Annotated in this window: 13 protein-coding genes; 5 read left to right on the forward strand and 8 right to left on the reverse strand. The window is 69.1% G+C overall.

What is annotated here, in order from left to right:
• Positions 1-6: 6 nt before the first annotated feature.
• Positions 7-687: an XRE family transcriptional regulator gene (locus QHF85_RS12145; protein WP_281327301.1), complete on the forward strand. Its 681-nt coding sequence runs from the start codon at positions 7-9 to the stop codon at positions 685-687.
• A 441-nt stretch (positions 688-1128) separates the two neighbouring features.
• Here QHF85_RS12145 and folD read toward each other — a convergent pair whose 3' ends face one another.
• The 4 genes from folD to QHF85_RS12165 form a co-directional block, all read right to left on the reverse strand.
• Positions 1129-1992 (reverse strand): bifunctional methylenetetrahydrofolate dehydrogenase/methenyltetrahydrofolate cyclohydrolase FolD, encoded by an 864-nt coding sequence (folD, locus tag QHF85_RS12150; RefSeq protein WP_281327302.1) that lies wholly within the window; start codon positions 1990-1992, stop codon positions 1129-1131.
• 27 nt (positions 1993-2019) lie between these two features.
• Entirely contained in the window at positions 2020-2508 is a 489-nt protein-coding gene (locus QHF85_RS12155) for a thioredoxin domain-containing protein (protein WP_281327303.1), read from the reverse strand.
• A 70-nt stretch (positions 2509-2578) separates the two neighbouring features.
• Positions 2579-3460, reverse strand: coding sequence for a hypothetical protein (locus QHF85_RS12160; protein WP_281327304.1), 882 nt, complete (start codon positions 3458-3460; stop codon positions 2579-2581).
• Positions 3461-3530: 70 nt separating this feature from the next.
• The gene (locus tag QHF85_RS12165) at positions 3531-4016 is read right to left on the reverse strand and encodes a hypothetical protein (protein ID WP_281327305.1); all 486 of its coding nucleotides are present in this window, start codon (positions 4014-4016) and stop codon (positions 3531-3533) included.
• Positions 4017-4115: 99 nt separating this feature from the next.
• Between QHF85_RS12165 and QHF85_RS12170 the strand changes: the two genes are divergently transcribed.
• Positions 4116-4508: a hypothetical protein gene (locus tag QHF85_RS12170; protein ID WP_281327306.1), complete on the forward strand. Its 393-nt coding sequence runs from the start codon at positions 4116-4118 to the stop codon at positions 4506-4508.
• A gap of 4 nt (positions 4509-4512) precedes the next feature.
• Here QHF85_RS12170 and QHF85_RS12175 read toward each other — a convergent pair whose 3' ends face one another.
• On the reverse strand, positions 4513-5043 hold the full coding sequence (locus tag QHF85_RS12175; RefSeq protein ID WP_281327307.1) for a hypothetical protein: 531 nt from the start codon (positions 5041-5043) through the stop codon (positions 4513-4515).
• Positions 5044-5413: 370 nt separating this feature from the next.
• Here QHF85_RS12175 and QHF85_RS12180 point away from each other — a divergent pair, with 370 nt between their 5' ends.
• Complete coding sequence (locus QHF85_RS12180; RefSeq protein WP_281327308.1) at positions 5414-8089, forward strand: transglycosylase SLT domain-containing protein; 2676 nt, start codon at positions 5414-5416, stop codon at positions 8087-8089.
• A 4-nt stretch (positions 8090-8093) separates the two neighbouring features.
• On the opposite strand, the gene QHF85_RS12185 is transcribed toward QHF85_RS12180, so the two are convergent.
• Genes QHF85_RS12185 through QHF85_RS12195 form a run of 3 tightly spaced genes read right to left on the reverse strand, consistent with a single transcriptional unit; the run spans position 8094 to position 12976 of the window.
• Complete coding sequence (locus tag QHF85_RS12185) at positions 8094-9638, reverse strand: hypothetical protein (protein ID WP_281327309.1); 1545 nt, start codon at positions 9636-9638, stop codon at positions 8094-8096.
• Positions 9639-9656: 18 nt separating this feature from the next.
• Positions 9657-11204 (reverse strand): hypothetical protein, encoded by a 1548-nt coding sequence (locus tag QHF85_RS12190; protein ID WP_281327310.1) that lies wholly within the window; start codon positions 11202-11204, stop codon positions 9657-9659.
• 47 nt (positions 11205-11251) lie between these two features.
• Positions 11252-12976, reverse strand: a complete 1725-nt coding sequence (locus QHF85_RS12195) for a hypothetical protein (RefSeq protein WP_281327311.1) — start codon at positions 12974-12976, stop codon at positions 11252-11254.
• Positions 12977-13114: 138 nt separating this feature from the next.
• Here QHF85_RS12195 and QHF85_RS12200 point away from each other — a divergent pair, with 138 nt between their 5' ends.
• On the forward strand, positions 13115-15412 hold the full coding sequence (locus QHF85_RS12200; protein ID WP_281327312.1) for a glycoside hydrolase domain-containing protein: 2298 nt from the start codon (positions 13115-13117) through the stop codon (positions 15410-15412).
• Between the two features lie 78 nt (positions 15413-15490).
• Positions 15491-18739: an FG-GAP-like repeat-containing protein gene (locus QHF85_RS12205; protein ID WP_281327313.1), complete on the forward strand. Its 3249-nt coding sequence runs from the start codon at positions 15491-15493 to the stop codon at positions 18737-18739.
• Positions 18740-18871: the final 132 nt, after the last annotated feature.

Genomic DNA, 18871 nt, shown 5'->3' on the forward strand with positions numbered 1-18871 from the left:
GCCCCGATGAAAGCGACGAAGGGCAAGGCGCGGCCAGCAGAAGACGTCCTCGACGAGGAAACGCCCGCAAAGCCAGCCGAGGAGACGCCCGAAGAGAGCGCCGCTCCTCCGCCAGGAGAAGCCGCGGCCGACATCGCGCCCGTGGTCAGCGGCAACCTGAAGCGGCTACGCACCGAGCGCGGGCTCTCCCTGGAGAAACTCGCCCGCGCCTCAGGCGTGAGCCGCGCGATGCTCGGACAAATCGAGCTCGGCCAGAGCACACCAACGATCAGCGTGCTCTGGAAGATCGCACGAGCACTCGACGTGCCCTTCTCCGCCCTCATCAACCCCGAATCCGGCCCCGGAGCGATGGTCCTGCCCGCCGCACGCGCCCGCGTGCTGCGCAGCATCGACGGCTCCTTCCAGTCCCGCGCGCTCTTCCCCATGGACCGGCCACGCAGCGTGGAGTTCTACGAGCTACGCCTCGCGCCCCACGCCGAAGAACGCGCCGATCCACACCCGCCAGGGACGGTCGAAAACCTCGTGGTGAACGCAGGCCGCTGCGAGATGACGATCGGCGCAGAAAAACGAATGCTCGGGACCGGCGACGCCATCGTCTTCGAAGCAGACGTGCCGCACGTGTACCGAAACCCAGACGCGAGCGACACGGTCATGTACCTCGTGATGACGTACGCGCAGAGGCTCTAGCTGCTGGGCAGCGTAGCGCCGGGGTTTCACCCCGGACCCGACCAGGGGTTGTCCACCCCTGGACCCGGACCAGGCGCGGCCTGGACCGGGGGCGTTGAAACCGCGCGATGCGCGGTTTCAACGACGGGCCCGTGGCAAGACCACGAACGACCTTGCCAGCCAAAACGGCAGCGTTCGTATCTCGACTGGCGACGTGCCCTGCGTGCGACCAACCTCCACGGTCTTGCCACCGGCCTGTGGGAAGAACTGCGCATCGCGCAGTTCTTCCCCAAAGGGTCCAGGGCTGGCCCTGCAAAGGGGGGGCGGACAGCTTGAATAACTTTCCCCGCATCGACTGCGCTTCGCGCAGTCGATGCCCAGAGGTCCAGGGCTGGCCCTGGTCCGGGTCGAGGGGCGGACAGCCCCTCGTCGGGTCCGGGGTGAAACCCCGGCGCCACGCCCTCAGCCAGCCGCCGCCTTCCGCGCCCACGCCGCGCGCGCCGTGTTCTGGAGCAGACACGCGATCGTCATCGGGCCGACGCCTCCGGGCACGGGGGTGATGAAGGAGGCGCGTGCCCGCGCGCTGTCTGTGTCGACGTCGCCGCAGAGCTTGCCGGCTTCGTCGCGGTTCATGCCCACGTCGATGACGACGGCGCCTTCCTTGATCCAGTCGCCTTTCACCATGCGCGCGCGCCCCACGGCGACGACCAGCACGTCGGCCTCGCGGCATACGGCGGGTAGATCCTTCGTGCGTGAGTGCGCCATCGTCACGGTTGCGTTTGCTCCGAGCAGGAGCATTGCCATGGGTTTGCCCACGATGTTGCTTCGGCCGACGACGACGGCGCGTGTTCCTTCGAGGGAGCGCCCCGCCTCTGCGATCAGCCGCATGCATCCTGTTGGGGTGCACGGCACGAGGGAGGACTTGCCCGTGGCCAGACGACCGGCGTTGATCGGGTGGAAGCCGTCCACGTCTTTTGCCGGGGAGACGGCGTCGATCACGCGATCTTCGCGGATGTGCTTTGGCAGCGGGAGTTGCACGAGGATGCCGTCGACGGTCTCGTCTTCGTTCAGCGCGGCGATTCGGTCGAGCAGCTCTGCTTCGCTCGTCTCTGCGGGCAGCCGGTGCAGCCGCCCGCGCATTCCGACCTCGTTCGAGGCTTTTTCCTTGTTGCGCGTGTAGACCACGCTTGCTGCGTCCTCGCCTACGAGGATGACGTCGAGGCCGGGCGGACGACCGTGCTTTTCGACGAACTGCGCGACGTCGGCGCGCACCTCGTCACGCACTTTTTGCGCCAGGGCTTTCCCGTCGAGGAGGGCTCCACTCATGCGGCGGAGTCTAGGCAGAAATCTGCGCTAGGCCACGTGCGCGCGCCGGGGTCCTGCTCCGCTCGCGCGGTCGATCCAGGCGACGAGTTGTGCGGCGCGGACGAGCCCGGCTTGCGAGACGAGCACCTCGCCGCCGCGGAGGACCACGAAATGCGGGATGCCGCGGACACCGTAGCGGGTGGCGAGCTCGGGGTGCTCGTCGGTGTTCACCTTCAGCACGATCGCTTTGCCGGCGCGCTGGGAGGCGGCGCGTGTGACCTCGGGCGTGGCCATGCGGCAGGGGCCGCACCAGGGGGCCCAAAAGTCCACGAGGACCGGCACCTTCGCGCTTCGAACGATGTCCCCGAACTCCCGGGCGTCGACCTCTAGGGGCTCGGCGAGCGGCGGGAGCGGGGATTTGCAGGCGCCGCAGCGACCCGTGTCGCTCAGGTGATCGGGGGGAATGCGATTTTTCGTCTGGCAAGACGGACAACTGCGGATCACGGGCACCTCGACGTCGAGCGGACGAGCGCGCATCGACAGCACGCTCGCAGTCGGGCGCTATGCGAACGCCGTGCCGAGGCGTCAGACCCGAACGGCTCACCGCTCAGCAGTACTCGGCGATGATCTCCCAACAGGCTTGGGCGAACTCTTGGTAGAGCGCGCGATCGAGCTCGCGTGGCGGCTCGTTCATCACGCCCTGGTGCTCGGTGAACAGCGAGAACAGCGCGCCTTCGATCTCGTTCGCCGTCTCGACCCACAGGAACTCTTCGATCGCGTGGCAGATCTGATCGCGGATCAGCGTCGGGACCTCGCGGAGCTGCACCTTGCCGTGCATGCGGCGCGAAACCATCGAGGCGATCCGCTCGGCGTGTTCGGGCCAGCCGCGGAGCGCCTTGTGGAACGTCGAGCCGACGAGGCGCAAAATCTGCTGCGCCAGGCGCCGGACGCGCGGCCTTTGCACTCGCTCCTCGTGCTCGGCGACCATCGCGAGGTAGTCGTCCGTGAGCAGCCGCCGGAGGTCCTCCGAGAGCATGCTCTGCGACTCCTGCGTGAGCTTGAGCTCCACGATCTGCGCGAGGAACACGTCACGGAGGACGCTGAGGCGCGAGATGAGCGTGCCTTCGGGCGTCGTGTCCAGGATGAGCGCGAGCGGATCGATGAGGTGCCGGCCGAACGTCGTGAGGACGTGATCGAGGATGCGCTTCTGGTGTTGCTCGCGGGCGAGCACGGAGAGCGCGCGCGTCAGGATCTGGCGGTTCGGCGCGTCGACCAGCACGTCGCCGGCTGCGGAGCCGTAGTCGTACATGCGGAGCGACGTGAGCATCTCGCGGAAGGCTTCGATGTTCTCGGCCGTCCCGCCCTCCTCGCCGTAGACGCGGATGACGAGGCCCGATCCGGCCTGGGCGAGGAACAGGCGCTGGATTTCCTGCTCCACGTCCTGCTCGCTGATCAGGCCCGGAGGCGGGGGCGTAGACGGCTCGGGCATGGGATTCCTTTCCTTCACGAACGCTGAACCTTAGTAGCGCGGCCTCGCGCAGTTCGGGACGAAAAGCGCGTCAGGGCGAGACGAGCAGCCTTCGCGCGAAATCCCGCAGGGGCGTAGGCAATTGCTTGTCCTCGGTCACGCGGCGGATGTCGTCCTGCATCTGGCGCAGCTCCGAGGGCAGGAGCCACGCGAGCGCCAGGCGGGTCGTGTAGTGCATGTTCTTCGCGAGCACGGCGCGAACGATGCCGAACGCCGGGAAGGCGAGGGAAACCGAGAGCTCCGGCAACCCGAGCGCGCGTCCGGCTTCTTCGAGTTTGTCATCGAAGGCGTCGCGTTTCCACTCCAGCACCTCGTGGAAAACATGCGCATCTTCCGCGCTGTACGGAGTGATCGCGTCGCCTTCGGCGCTCGCCAGCACGAACGTCCCTTCGCCGTCGATCCCCACGCGCGCGCCCGAGTCGAGCGTCACGAGCGGAAGGAACGTGCGCCCCGCGAGAGCCTCGCCCTTGCCTTCGGCCGCGAGCGCGCGGACGTGCAGGCGGAACGTTTCGTCCATCGCTCGATTCTCTCATGAAAACGGCTCGCGCAGAGAGCCTCATGGTAGGCTCGTCCGCGCGTTTCCGTCCGCGGCGATCACCACGGGAGAGTACGGGGAATGGGCAAGGCGTTCGGGTGGGGCCTCGCAGCGCTCCTCGTCACTGCGGCCGCATGCACGGCGGACGGAGACGACGTCGGAAGCGGCGGCGGAGCCGGGAGCGGAAGCGGCAGCGGAAGCGCGAGCGGCGGCGGAAACACTGGCGGCAGCGGCGGCGACGGTAACACCGGCGGCAGCGGCGGCGCGGCGCCCGACTGCGCGGACGGCGTCCTCAACGGCGACGAGACCGGCGTCGATTGCGGCGGCCCGACCTGCGGCATGCTCGGCCTCAAGTGCCCGAAGGGCTCCGGCTGCCTCACCTACGACGATTGTTTGACTGGCAACTGTTGTGGCGCGAGCAGCGGAAAGCTCGGCACCTGCATCGCCGCGAACGAGACCTGCATGATCCGCTGAACGTTCAGGCCAGATCGACGATCCGGTAGTGGTATCGGTAGTCGAAGAGCGGCGAGCTCGCGTGCGCGGAGAGCCGCAAGAGATCGGCGACGCGCGGCTCGTGCGCGATGAAGAGCACGAAATCCTGGTGCACTTCGGGGAAGAGCTCGAACAGGCTCGACCGCTGCTGGGGAGCGAGCGAGGGCGGCTTCTTCCGGTGCTTGCCGGGATCGGCGCGGAAGCGCTTCGAGAAGAAGGGACGGTCGTCGCTCTTCACGCAGCGCAGGATCCGCTCGAGATCCTGCGGCCCGACGCGATCGGGGACGAGGCCGCAGAGCGTGATGCCGGGCGCCATCCGCGCCTCGTCGAGGTCGTCGAGCTCGCTCGAAATGCACGTCTCGGCCACGAGCCCGGACGCCTGCATGCGCGCCATCTCGGCGAGCAGGGCGGACTTGTACATCACGGGCGACGCGTGATCCGGCGACGCGGGGATGTACCCGAAAATGAGCCCACCACGCATGGACCCGCGGATCAGGTCCTCCATCCGGTACGCCATGCCCCCCTCCGACGTGACGCGTTGCGGAGGGAAATCTGTACTCCGGGCGCGCCGCGTCGCAACCCGGGCAAGCGCGTCGATCGGCGGCAAAGCGCACGGCCGACCAGGGCGTCTCGGCGCGCGCGCGTTTGCCCCGGAACGACGCCTTCCACGTTCCGCCCCATGCACGAGATACGTCGTCGATGCATCACGCGCGCAGGCGTGCCGGACGGGCGGCGCGCGAGGGAGGCGGCGGAGACGACGAAACGCGGGGAGGGGCTGGAAGCCTCGCTCGACGAGGGGTGATACGAACCGAGCCCAGAACACGCGACCAGGCCGGCTCCACGAAACGATCTTTCCCCCCGCGCGGACTTGTCGAACAATGTCCGCGATGAAGCCGCGCGTCAGGCGAGCGCTTTTGCTTTCCGGGGCCCTGCTCGGCGTGGCCGGGGTCCTCGGCGCGCTCGCCTCGCCCTCGATGCGCGCCTCGCTCTCCGCAGGCTACCGCGCCTTCCGGGATCCCACGCTCCTCGACAAACCCGTGACCGAGGACCCGGTCGCTCCGGCCCTCCGACGCATGCCCGGCGAGGAGGAGAGCCGGCTGCTCGACGCGGCCATCGCCAAGGACTTCGAGAAGGCGCAGGACAGCGACCTCGACGATCCCGAAGGCGCGGCGCTCGCCACGCTGGCGATGCCGGATCTGAAGATCCCCGTCACGCGCCGCACCATGCGCTTCGTGCGCTTCTTCGCGAAGACCGACGGCGGCCGCGCGATCTTCGGGGATCGTTACCAGCGGAGCGGCCGCTACCGCCCGATGATCGAGCACTCCCTGCGCGAGTCGGGTTTGCCCGAGGATCTCGTGTGGCTCGCGGCGGTCGAGAGTGGCTTCGATCCGCGCGCCGTCTCGCCCGCGGGCGCGGCCGGGCTCTTTCAGTTCATGCCCGAGACGGGCGCGCTCTACGGCCTCGATCAATCGCAGTGGGTCGACGAGCGCCGCAGCCTCCGGCGCTCCACGGTCGCCGCCGTCGCGCACCTGCGGGACCTCTACGAGCGCTTCGGCCGCTGGGATCTCGCGCTCGCGGCCTACAACGCAGGGATCGAGACCGTCCTCCGCGGCATGGCGCGCGTCGCGGAGACGCGCCCGCCCGGCGCCCCGCAGACGCCCGTCGGCTTCGCCGAGCTCGCGCAGCAGAAGCTCTTGCCCGAGGAGACCGCGAATTACGTGCCGCAGATCGTGGCCTTCGCGATCGTCGCGAACAACCGCGCGCGCTTCGGGCTCGACGGCTTCCACGCCGATCCGTCGCTGGAGATGGGCGAGATCGCCGTGCCCGAAGGCACGCGCCTGCGCACGATCGCGCGCTCCGCCGGCATCCCCACGCGCCTGCTCCGCGAGTACAACCCCGAGCTCCTGCGCGATCGGACCCCGCCGTTCGGCGGCGATTACATCATCCACCTGCCCGCCGAGCGCGTGCAGCAAACGCTCGCGGCGTTCCCGGCCTACCTGGAGCACGAGCGCGTCGACGATCCGAGCGCCGATCCCGTCGCGGAGCACGCGAGCGCGATGCGCGCGCCCACGATCCCCGGCGTGGACGAGGGCGACGACGACGACGGTCCGCTGCCGCCGCGCCCGTCGCCGATCGGGAAAAACCGCCTGCCCGAGTTCGGCCTCCCGGGGCAGGGCCCGCCCGCGCTGAGCATGGCGAGCCTCGGCCCGATGGGCGCGAAACTGCCGTTCGTCTCGATCGGCGGCGGCGTCGGATGGCAGCCGAACCGACCCGACGATCCGCTCGCGGTCTTCGCCGCCGAGGAGCGGCGCGCGCCCTCGGCCTCCGCGAAGGGCCTCGGCGGCGCAGCCCTCGAAAAACAGCTCGGCTTCATCCCGGCCGCGCGGCTCGAGCCGCCGCCGGATCCCTTCCAGCGGTTCGTCCTGCCGAACGGCGTGGCCGTGCGCGTGCGCGAAGACGCCTCGGCGCCGCGCGTGGCGATCACGATCCGCATCGCGCCGGACGAAGGCAAGATCGCGGGCACGAGCGAACCCGCAGGCGAGGCAGGAGCAGGCGAGACGCGGCACACGATCACGGTGGGCAAGCGGGATCTCGACCTCGGCCTCGAGCTCACGGCAGGGCGCCTCCGGCTGCTTCTCGGCGAGACGTCAGGCGCGCAGCTCGCGAGCCTGCGTCGGTTCTCGGCGCTGCCGCGGCGGCGCGCGCTCGAATCGCAGGCGTACGGCCCTGCATGGCTCGCGCTCGGCGACGCGCTCTTCCCGACCGGCCACGCGCTCGAAGGCTACGTGCTCGGCGCCCGCGAAGACGCAGCGGTGGCGCGGGATCTCCTGCTCGCAGAGTCGATGGCCGCCGAGCGCAACCCGACACGCGCGTCGGTCACGGTGATCGGCGACGTGACCCGCGCAAGGATCGAGGACCTCGCAAAGCGCGTGTTCGCCACGCTGCCCACGGCGGCCCCCGACGCACTGCCCATCGGCCCGCACCCGCGCGAAGAGCGGCTCACCGTGGAGCAAAACGTCCCCGCGACGCGGGCACTCTACGGCTGGATCGCGCCTGGCGAGCAAGACGTGAAGGAGCACGCCGCGATGCGCGTGGCGATGTGGATCCTTTCGAGCTCCAAAGGAGGCCGGCTCGATCGCGCGCTCGTCGAAAAAGGTTACGCCTCCGAGGTGCGCGCGATGCTCGACGCAGGAAGCCGCGCAAGCGTGGCCGTGGTGGAGGTCGTGCCCGCCGTGCCGCACGATCTCACGGCCGTGGAGCCGCGGCTCGACGCGGAGATCGACGCCTTCGTCCAGGCAGGTCCGACCAGCGTGGAGATCGCCTACGCCGTCGCGCACCTGAAGGCCGGGCTCAAGAAGGAGATCGCGAGCCAGCGCGGGCCCGTCGTGGAAAACGCGCCCAAGTTCGCGAACAGCGCGCGCATCCGCGAGGCCCTCGCGCCCGGCGCCGCAGAGGCGCTGATCGAGGAGCTCGACAAGATGAGCGTGCAGACGATGCGAACGACGCTGCGCAAGACGCTCGCGCGTGGGCACCGCGTCGTGGTGACGACAGCGCCGAAGTGAGAGGTCAGCGCGTTTCGACCATGCCTTCGCGCGGCAGCTCGAACGACTCGATCAACCGGACGAGATCCGGCGCGGCGCTCGGGAAGCGCTCGCTCGTCGCGGAGGCGATCACCGTGAACCCGCGTCCCGCTTGTGTGAAGAGCCCGTAGTAAGACTCGATCTCGTGCTCTCCCTGCTCCTCCCTGCTCACGCGGAGGACGCGCCCGTTCTCCGGGTGCGTGAGGACGGGCATGCGTGATTTGACCGTGCCTTTGAGCTCCTTCTCGATGAGCTCAACGGCCGCGTCGGTGTAGGCATCGACATCCACGTCCTTGCCCTGCAGGTCCTCGATGATGACGAGCACGTGCGCGTCCTTGTCCGGACGCACGAGCCAGCGATCGGCCAGCGAGCTGTCCTTCTTCACGGCCTCGTCCTTGCGGAGGAACCAGCGCGCGCCCGGCGCCTTCAGCCTGTACTTCGCCGCCACGCCTTCGACCACGTCGACGGGCTGCGGCTCCACCTCGGGCGGCAGGCCGTGTTTCTCGTCGGTCGGCAGCTCGAACGACTCCAGGATGCCCTCCAGCTCGGCCTCGATCTCGGGGAAGATCCGGCTCGGCGCGGTCGCGATGAGCTTGAAGGACCACTCGTAGGTCGCCACCACGGCGATCAGCCTGGCGGTCTCGACCCCCGCCTTCGTCTTGCGGACCCAGAGAAGCACGCCCTCCTCCGGATGGGCCCGCATGGCCTTGGAACGCACGAGCTCGCTCGCCGCATCACGCCTCTCCATCTGCCCGACTTCCTGCACGAGCCCGTTCGGCGCGAGGAGCGTGCCGGGGACCTTCTCGACGAGGACGAGCAGATGCGCGTCGACGTCGGGTCGCGAGAGGAAGCGGTCGGCTCGGGGCCCCTCCTGCTGCGTCGACGCGCGCGTGTGGAGGAACCAATCCCCGGACGGCAGGCGCAGCCGGTAATGCGACTGCTCGCCCGTCACGACCGTCACCGGCTCGGGCTCGATCTCCCCCGCGCGGATCTGCACGAACGCGGCGATCGGGTTTCTCCCGGTCACGGCCGCGCGAAGCCCGATGACGTCGAGGAGCATGCAGAGCGCCCAAAACACGCTGCCCACCACCATCCGTGGTTTGCCCGCGTCGCGCACGAGCAGCAGCAGGTAGGCGATCCCGAGCACGATCCCGGGGACCGCCGTCATGCGATCCCGCACGACGAGCACGAACGTCCACGAGGCGAGCACGAGCACGACACGCGCGCCGGCGAGCCACGCCACCCGGCGAAGTCCGAGGACCAACGCGCCGCCGAGGCTGACGTCCAGGAGGACCGGAAACGCGCGCATCAGGGGCGTCGTGAACGGGCCCGCGAAGAGCCCACGCCCCCCGAGGAGCGATTCGAGGAGCCAGAGGGCAGCGCTGACGATGAGGCACGCCCCCGCGAGCCGCTGCCCCAGCGTCGCCCGCGCGGCGCTCCGACCCGCGGCCGGCTGCGCCGCGGGCGCGACCGGCGGGGCGTACACATTTTCGTCGTCGGGCGAGGGCGCATCCGGAGCAGGCTTGGTCATCGCGCCCGCGATGCTACCTCAGCGCTTGGTGCTCGCGGCCGTGTTCTCGGGCGGCATCTCGAACGCCTCGATCGCCTTCAGGAGCTCGTCTTTCACGCTTGGGAAGACCTCGGCGCGGGCGAATGCGATCACCTGGAATGCTCGATCGCCTCGGGCGAAGAGGCCGTAGTAGTACTCGAGCTTCATTTCTTCCGTGTCGGCGCGGACGTGGAGCAGGCGTGCGTTCTTCGGGTCCGTGCGCAAGGGCTCGCGTGCGTCGATTGTCCCGTGCATGCGGTCGAGGACCGAGCTTGCCACGGCGTCCACGTACTTCTCCAGGTCGACCACGGCGCCGGGGGCGTGCTCGGCTACCACGAAGATGTGCGCGTCCTTGTCCGGACGAACCAGCCAGCGATCCGCGAGCGGGTTGTCCTTCTTCGCGGCCTCGGGCTTGCGTAGGGCCCAGACCTCGCTTGGCGGCGTCAGCGTGTAGTCTGCGGCCACGCCCTTGAGCTTGCCGGGGGGGAGTGCTTCGGCGTCGGCGGGAAGGCCCGGCTTCTCGTCCGTCGGCAGCTCGAAGGACTCCACGAATGCGCGGAGATCGGGCTCGGCCTCGGCGAATGCCTTCTTCGGCGCGAATGCGAGGATCTGGTAGCCGTGCTCGTACGTCGCTACCACGCCTGTGAGCGACTCGATCTCGATGCCGCTCGTCTTCGACCGCGTGTGCACCATGCGCCCGTTCTCCGGGTGCGTGCGCAGGGGCGCGCGGCCGACGAGCTCGAAGGTCGTCGCGGCGAGCTTCGCGTTCTTGATCACTGCGTCGGCGAGCGCTTCTGGCAGCACCAGCATGCCTGGCACCTTCTCGGCGATGACGATCACGTGCGCGTCGAGATCGGGCCGCGAGATCCAGCGATCGGCGAGCGGGTTGTCCTTCTTCGCTGCCTCGGGCTTGCGCAGGTGCCAGCGATCCGAGGGCGCGCGGAGGCGATAGTGCGACGCGTTGCCCGTGACCACGCCTGCGGGTGCTGTCTCGATGTCGCCGCGCGCGGTCCAGATGAGCCCGGCGATCGGGTTCGTGCCGGTGAGCGTTGCCGACAGGCCGAGCACGCTGATGAGCGCGTACAGGCCGAAGAGCGCGCCACCTACGGCCATGCGGGGTTTGCCCGCGTCCCCGATGAGCAGGAGCAGGAAGGAGCCGCTCACCACGACCTGCATCACTGCGAGGAACGGATCCTTGAACGCGAGCAGGGCCGTCAGCACGACGAGCCCGAACGCGACGCGCACGATCGCCCACGGCAAGAACTTCCGATTGTTGGAGAGCAAAGAGATCCCGATCACGATGTCGATGATCGCGGGCAGGATGCTTCGGCCGGGCGAGGTGAGGGGCGTCGGGTCCGGATCGGATGGCAGGAATGCCGCTTCGATGAGCACGAGCGCGGCGTTCACGATGAGCAGGCCGCCGGCGATTCGCTGGGCGGGCGTCACGGCGTCCGGCGCGCGCAGGACGGGCGGTTCGCCGAGCGGGGCCGTGGGGGGAGCATACGCGTTCGCCTCCGGAGGCGGCGCGTCGGGGGCCGGGTTTGTCATGGCAGGGCGATGGTACGCCCGGTCCGGGCTCTCCGTCGATGGGCGCTTCAATCGCGGCAGCGCGGTTTTTCTGCCCAGCGGACGACCTGACGCTCGGCCACGGGCAGATAACGAATCTTGCGACCCCGGCCGCGGTCGGCGACGACGATCTCCACGGGCTCGTCCGTGTCGTCGTCGCGCCCGGCCGGCACCTTCGACGAGAGCACGAGCGCGCCTTCTTCGAGACCCGCGCGCGCGGCGGCCGAGCCTGCGACGAGGTTGCGGATCATCGCGGGCGTGCGGCGCAGGCTCGCCTCGTCGAAGCCGAGCTCGTAGACCTTCGCTTTCGTACGGGCGCGGTGGAAACACGGACCGAAGGCGCTTTCGTCCAGGGTGATCTCGCCGTGGCCGCGGACCATGACCCAATCGAGCTCCTCGCCGCGCGCCGCGCCGAGCTCGCGCGCGACGAGCTCTCCGAGCGCCGAGACCGGTAGCTCGGACGTCTTCTCGGCGGCGGCGCGATCGAGCAAGGCGCGCACGAGATCGTCGAGGGACCGCTCCCCGCCCGACGTTTTTCGCAGCGCCGCGTCGAGGGCCGCGGCGTAGAGCGCGCCGCGCTGATAGTCCTTCCGCGAGCGCGCGTGCGCCGGCAGATCCGCCTCCGCGCTCACGAGCGTGCGCTCGAGATCCGCCGCGAAATCACGGCCGCCGATGAGCTTCTCCGCGAGCGCGATCTTCCGCGCGTAATGGACGGAAAACCCTTCCGAGAACCAGACTTGCTCGCGGCCGTCCGCGACGAGACGCACGGCGCCGCCGATCCAGCGGTGCGAGAGCTCGTGGGCCGCGGCGATCGTGACGACGGCGTCGAAGGGCCGCTCTTCGCCGATCCAGAGCCCGAACGAGCGGCCGAGCAACGCGCCGTCGTGGCCCTTTCCGAGCCCGGGCTCGGCGACGAGGAGGTAGGAAAAATCGTCGCTCGCCTCGCCGCCGGATCGCGGCGCGCCGCCGAAGAGGCGCGCGAGCGCGGCGTGGGCGCGGGAGATCGTCGCGAGCGTCGCCTCGGGTTCGAAGGCCGGTCGTCCGAGCAGGACGAGGCGCTCTTTCTCGGACGCGTCGAGCGTGCGGAGCCGGCCCGCGAGGAACACCGCATTCGCGAGATCGGCGGGCGCGCGGTGATCCTCGACGTCGTCGCCGACGCCGAACGAGCTCGCGCCCGAAGCGCCGGGGGCGAGGGCGCCGGGCCGGATCTGCACGTGCACGTCGAGCGGATCGCTCGTGCGGGGCAGGAGCAGGAACGTGTGGCCGACGCCGGAGAGGCGCTCGCGATCGAGGTGCAAGGCGAAGCGCGCGGCGTCTTTCGGCGCGGAGGCGACGCCGTAGGTAATCGCGAGGTGCGAGGTCGGGGCGCGGCCGAGCACGAGCGTGCGATCGGGGCCTTCGTCCGGGCCGGGCTGCGTCGGGATGAGGCCCTCGCCGTCGCGGACGCGGATCCCTCGCAGCGCGGCCATGCCGTCGATGCCGGCCCACGAGCGGGCGATGGCGAGCTCCTTCGCGCGCGCGGCCTCGGGGCCGACGAGGTGGACCTCGACGTCGAGCGCGCCACGATCGGGCCGCGGCGTCAGCCGCACGGTGAGGCCGTCGGGCAGCGAGGGCAGGGGAGGGAGCGGCTCGGCGGGACGCGCGGCGGCCGCGAGATCCGCGGGGGCCGAGGCGGAATCGCCGCAAGCGGGGAGCCCCGCGCCGCCGAGGAGGGCGAGCGCCAGGGAAAAAAGGTTTTTCAAGGTGAAACGCACGGCGCTCTGAGGGGGCGGGCAGGGCGAGCGGGCCGAGTGATAGCAGAGACGCGCAGAGGGCGGAACGTGATCGGGCGGGGGAGCGCGATCCCTCGCGTTTTCCCGCGAGTCCGCCGTACCATCGGGGCGGAGGTCCCGATGCCCCGTCTTCGCTTCGCCTGGCTCGCGCTCCCGCTCCTCGCTTGTGGCTCGCCCGATGGCCCGCCCGGCGGCAATGAAAAGCCGCCCCCGCTCCCGCCTTGCAGCGATTGTACGCCGTCCGGCGATCGCGCCTTCGTCCTGCCCTCGCCCGCGGGCGCGACGCTCTGGACCGCGACGCCCATGGACAAGATCCTCCGCGAGGCCACGCCGCCCTCCAGCACGGGGGACGGCATCCGCATCTCCGCGGCCAAGAACGAGCTCGAACCTTTTCAGATCATCGTCCGCCCGGACGCCGCCGGCCCCGCGTCGCTGAAGCTCACATCCTTCACGGGCCCCGGCACCCTCGACGACGTCCGCATTCACCGCGTCGGCTACGTCCGCATCACCGAACCCTCGGATCCCTCGTCGATCGTGAGCCCCTACGTCCCGGATCCGCTCCACCCGACGACGTTCGGCGCCTCGCACGAGCTCTCCGCGGGCGAAAACCAGCCGTTCTGGATCACCGTCCGCGTCCCGCCCGGGGCCGCGGCGGGCGATTACACCGCGACCCTCACCGTCACGACCGCCGGCGGCGCCGAGGACATCCCCGTCACGCTCCACGTCTACGATTTCGAGCTGCCGAAGGAGATCGGCTTCGACGGCAACTGGAACGCGAGCTTCGAGTCGCTCGGCGGCAGCGAGAGCCTGGAGAAGGTCCGCGCGCTGAAGGACTTCTTCTACGAGCACCGCCTCGTCCCGAGCAGCGTCGCCTGGCCGGCCGGGCTCAATTACAACGGCGGCATCAATTACGACTGCGCGACCGGATCTTTCGTGGAGGAGAACAATGCGTACGACTTCTCCCAGCTCGGCCCGGCGTACATCGACGGCACGGGGTGGAACGGGGTCGGGTTCCCCTCGTTCGAGATCATGCAGTTCGTGAACAACTCCACGCCGCGGCCGCAGACGTTCTGCGGCAAGGACCGCGGGAGCGACCCTTTCGGCACGCCCGAGTACAACGCCGAGTGGCAGAAGCTGCTCGCCGCGATCGACGCCTACCTCGTGGCGAAGGGCTGGCAGGACAAGGGGTATTATTACGTGCAGAACGAGCCCCAGGGCCCGGACGATTACGACATCGCCGCGTTCCTCGCGAACCTCGCCAAGGAGGCCGCGCCGAACCTGCGAATCGCGGTCAGCGAGGAGCCGAAGCCCGAGATCGCCGAGCACGCCTCGATCGGGAATGGTCATTACGACCTCTGGTGGGCCAACCTCTCGGAGTTCGATCCCGACTACGCCAAGACACGTCAGGCGCTCGGCGAGACCGTGTGGTGGTATTTCCTCTACGGCGACCTCCCGCCGCATTTCAACCCCATCACGATCGACCATCCCGGCATCGAGACGCGCATCGCCCACTGGGCCGCCTGGAAGTACCGGATCCGCGGGTTCGCTTATTACTCGGTCACGGGCTGGGGGAGCGATCCCTACGAGAATCCGCGGCCGGAAGGCACGAACCAGAACGGCGACGGGTTTCTCCTCTATCCGCCCGAGGACGGCGCGCTCGTGAGCAGCATTCGGTGGGAGCTCCTGCGGGAGGGCGCCGAGGACTTCGAATACCTGCTCCTCGCGGCCGGCGGCGCGATGCCAAAGACGCCGGATGAAGCCGCGGGCTGCGACCTCTCGGCCGCGAGCGTGGTGTCGTCGCCGACCTCGTTCACGCGCGATGCGTCCGCACTCGCGCACCTGCGCGACGAGCTCGGCCTTTACCTCGAAGGCAAGGTCAACGGCTGCCCGACGCTCGACTCCACGCCCGAAGGCGCCCACCCGCGCGCCGCCTATTACATCAACTTCCAGGACCCGAACGGCGAGCCCACCGCAAATCCGCTCGTGGTGGACGGCCACGAATGGCTCAAGATCGGCTGGGAGGGCTACGACGCGAAAAAAGGCTACGGCTGGTCCGGCCCGTACATCGGCGATCCCGGGATCATGCTTTACAAATACCTCGCGGACGCCCCCGTCTCCGAGCTCCAGAAAAGCGTGATCTACAACGATTACGGCCGCACCGACACGTTCAACTGGGACATCGCGAAGGGCAAATACGAGGTCACGGTCTCCATCGGCTGGCAGGATGGCACGTACGAGAAAAATCGTGTCATCGTGGAGGGGCAGCCGCTCTTCGACTCCGTGGCCACGACGCCGGCCGAGCCCTACCGGGTCGCGTCGATCGTCGTCGAGGTGAACGACGGCAACGTCACGATGGAGGCCGGGCAACAGGACGAATACACCATGCTGAACTGGATGAGCATCGTGCCCGTACCTTGAGCCACGGGCGCCGCGTCACGCTGTACGCGGCCTCTTCTCGATTTCCGCGGACGCTTCGTTCCGATATCCTGCTCGGTCATGCGACGATCGAGCACCTTTCTCCTGACAGCGCTCCCGCTGCTCGCCTTGCTGTCCGCCGGTTGCGGCGGCGAGGCCACGCAGCAAACCACGGGAACTCCCTCCGGCAGCGGCGGCTCCGGCGGCCAGGGCGGCCTCGGCGGCTCTGGCGGCGACGGCGGCGACGGCGGCATCATCCTCGCCGGCCCCGGCGGCGCCGGCGGCCAGGGCGGCCAGGGCGGCGGCCCCGACCTGTGCGTCGGCATCCAGTGCTCGCCGGATCAGCACTGCGAGGTGCTGCCCGACGGAATGCCCGGCTGCGTGAACAACGACTGCGGCATGCTGAACTGCTCGGCGACCGAGATCTGCGAGATCACGCCCGGCGGCGGCGCGTTCTGCAAGGACATCTCCTGCACGCAGGACGTGCAATGCCCGGCGAGCCAGTATTGCAATGGCACGATCTGCGTCGACGACGCCTGCGTCCCCGGCACGACGACGTGCATGGGGAACGAGCTCTACGCCTGCGACGCGAACGGCAGCGGGACGACGGCGCAATTCACCTGCGGAAGCACCTCGTATTACATGAGCATGTGCACCGACCCCGGCATGGGCGACGCGTCGTGCCCCTGCGAGGACGACTGGGATTGCCCGCCGAACACGGCCTGCGAGGTCGGTCAATGCGTCGGCACGGGCAAACCCGCGACCTGCACGCTGCCGCCCGTGCCGTTCTCGGAGGTCCTGCCGAAGAAGGAGATCCAGTGGGGCGGCACCGGCGTCACGCCGAACAACGTGGCCGTCAATGCGCCGTTCGCAGGCTCGGCGCAGGTGAGCATGACGCCGCTCGTCGTGAACCTCGACGACGACAACGGCGACGGCCTCATCAACGAGCTCGATTTCCCGGAGATCGTGTTCACCACGTACCACAGCACGCTGGCCGACGAGGACGGCGTGGTCCGCGCGATCCACGGCGGCGGCCCGAACAAGGGCAAAGATTATTTCGCCAACGCCGGGACGAACGTCTGGCACGAGGGCGATCCGCTGAACAAGGCGTGGGTGAACACGCAAGGCATCGCGAACTCGACGGGCTCGCTCGCGGCCGGCGATCTCGACAACGACGGCGTGCCCGAGATCGTGATGCCCACGGAGGTCGTGGCCGGCGTGTCGACGGGCGGCGTCGCCATCCTCGACAACAAGGGCGACATCATCGCGCAGACGGCCGTGAATCAATTGCCCTCGGCCGGGTACAACGTCCCCGCGATCACGCTCGCGAACGTGGACGGCAAGGGGTTCGCCGAGATCGTCGTGGGCCGGTTCGTCTTCACGCTCGGCAAGGATCCGGTGACGAACAAGCTCGTGTTCGTCGACAGGTTCGCCGGCACGCTCACGATCAACGGCAACAACGGGCAGGGCGCGATTTCCTGCGTGGCGAACCTCGTCGGGGATAACAGGCAGGAGATCGTCGCGGGCAGCACGGTCTACAAGTTCCCCACGCCGCCGAACGGCGTGACGAAGCGCGCGGATTGCGCGGCGGGCGACATGAGCGCATTTTGCCTCGGCCAGCTCGAGGTCGTCTGGGACGCGCAGGCGGTGAACGGCGCCGTGGCCGTGCCGAACACGCAACGCGAGGGTTTCTGCGCCGTGGCCGACATCCTCGGCGCAGACGAGGCCGCGGCGCCGGGCCCCGGCAATGCGCCCGACGGCAAGCCCGAGGTCATCCTGATCTCGCGCGGCTACCTCGCGATCTACAACGGCGAGACCGGCACGCAGCGGCGCTTCACGAACCTCGGCGCGGGCGACAACGGCGGCGCGCCGAACGTCGACGATTTCGACGGCGACGGCTTCCCCGAGATCGGCACCGCATTCGGCACGCGGTACATGATGATCGATCTGCAAGCGACGTCGGCGAGCTGCCCGGCGTGGCCAACCGGAATCAGCGACGCCGCCGCGAACCCGAACCCCGCCCGCGCCCCCGGCGCAGCCTGCACGATGGACGCCGAATGCAGCGCAGGCGCCGTCTGCAACACGGCGAAGGGCTCGTGCGTGTGCCTGCACAACGGCTGGCAGCGGATCACGGAGGACGACTCGAGCCGCGTGACGGCCTCCAGCGTCTTCGATTTCAACGGCGACGGCGCAGCCGAGGTCATCTACAACGACGAGTGCTGGTTCCGCATCTACGACGGCACGACGTCGGCCGTGCTCTTCAAGGAGCACTCGCCGAGCCGCACGCGCACGGAAAACCCGGTCATCGCCGACGTGGACAACGACGGCAACGCGGAGATCGTCTTCTGCTCGAACAACGATTCGAGCTCGTGCTCGGTAGGCTTCAACTATCCGAACGGCATCGCCGTCTGGGGCGACACGAGCGACACGTGGGTGCCCGCGCGGCGCATCTGGAACCAGCACGCCTACCACGTGACGAACGTGCTGGAGAGCGGCGCCATCCCGGCCCTCGAGCCGGAGAGCTGGAAGCTCTACAATGGTCGCGAATACAACACCTACCGCTCGAACCCGCGCTCGTTCGGCGTGGCGCCGGACCTGCACATCCCGGGCATCCAGATGTCGTCGCCGGACGCCGCCTGCGGGCAGCTCTCGAAAAAACTCGACATCACCGTCGAGATTCGCAACGACGGCGACGTACGCGTAGGCCCAGGCGTGGTGGTCGGCTTCTACGGCGAATGGATGAACGGAATGCCAAGCGAGCCGCTTTATGCGGACGCGGCGCAGACGCCGCTGACGGCGGTGCTCGGGACGAGCCTGGAGCCGGGGCAGTCGATCCTGGTGACGGTGAGCTACGACGCGACGAACAACTCGCCGGGTACGCTGCCCGAAAAGGTGCGCGTGGTCGTGGACGACACGAATCAGGAGCGCGAATGCATCGAGGACAACAACACCCTGGAATCGATGGTAGCGCCGGGCCAAGTGCAGCCGGATCTGCGCATCGACGTCGGAGCAGCCAACGAGGGCTCATGCCCGGCCCCGACGGTCTCCGCGACGGTCTACAACGAGGGTTCAGCGCCCGCGAGCAACATCCTCGTGCGATTCTACGCAGGTGATCCCAACCAGGGCGGCACGCCCATCCACGAGGAAACCATCGCAGGCCCGCTCGACCCCGGCCAAAGCGTGATGCTGACCTCGAAGATGTCGAACTTCCCGCCCAACCTGCTCGTCCTCATCTACGCCGTGGTCGATCCGCAAAACACAGTGCAAGAGTGCAACGACGGCAACAACAAAGACGAGGCAAACGGGAAGGTGATCTGCGGGATCAATTGATCCTGGAAACGCCACGCCGGGGCTCTGCCCCGGGCCCCGCGGGGGCTGTTCGCCCCTCGACCCGAACCAGGGCACAGCCCTGGACCTCAGGGGGAAGAACTGCGCGATGCGCAGTTCTTCCCACAGGCCGGT

It is taken from the genome of Polyangium sp. 6x1, assembly GCF_029946515.1.
GTDB lineage: Bacteria > Myxococcota_A > Polyangia > Polyangiales > Polyangiaceae > Polyangium.

Bases quoted from the DNA above. Each gene is read 5' to 3' on its own strand.
- QHF85_RS12145 (WP_281327301.1), top strand. From the start codon at position 7: ATGAAAGCGACGAAGGGCAAGGCGCGGCCAGCAGAAGACGTCCTCGAC.
- folD (WP_281327302.1), bottom strand. From the start codon at position 1,992: ATGAGTGGAGCCCTCCTCGACGGGAAAGCCCTGGCGCAAAAAGTGCGT.
- QHF85_RS12155 (WP_281327303.1), bottom strand. From the start codon at position 2,508: ATGCGCGCTCGTCCGCTCGACGTCGAGGTGCCCGTGATCCGCAGTTGT.
- QHF85_RS12160 (WP_281327304.1), bottom strand. From the start codon at position 3,460: ATGCCCGAGCCGTCTACGCCCCCGCCTCCGGGCCTGATCAGCGAGCAG.
- QHF85_RS12165 (WP_281327305.1), bottom strand. From the start codon at position 4,016: ATGGACGAAACGTTCCGCCTGCACGTCCGCGCGCTCGCGGCCGAAGGC.
- QHF85_RS12170 (WP_281327306.1), top strand. From the start codon at position 4,116: ATGGGCAAGGCGTTCGGGTGGGGCCTCGCAGCGCTCCTCGTCACTGCG.
- QHF85_RS12175 (WP_281327307.1), bottom strand. From the start codon at position 5,043: ATGGCGTACCGGATGGAGGACCTGATCCGCGGGTCCATGCGTGGTGGG.
- QHF85_RS12180 (WP_281327308.1), top strand. From the start codon at position 5,414: ATGAAGCCGCGCGTCAGGCGAGCGCTTTTGCTTTCCGGGGCCCTGCTC.
- QHF85_RS12185 (WP_281327309.1), bottom strand. From the start codon at position 9,638: ATGACCAAGCCTGCTCCGGATGCGCCCTCGCCCGACGACGAAAATGTG.
- QHF85_RS12190 (WP_281327310.1), bottom strand. From the start codon at position 11,204: ATGACAAACCCGGCCCCCGACGCGCCGCCTCCGGAGGCGAACGCGTAT.
- QHF85_RS12200 (WP_281327312.1), top strand. From the start codon at position 13,115: ATGCCCCGTCTTCGCTTCGCCTGGCTCGCGCTCCCGCTCCTCGCTTGT.
- QHF85_RS12205 (WP_281327313.1), top strand. From the start codon at position 15,491: ATGCGACGATCGAGCACCTTTCTCCTGACAGCGCTCCCGCTGCTCGCC.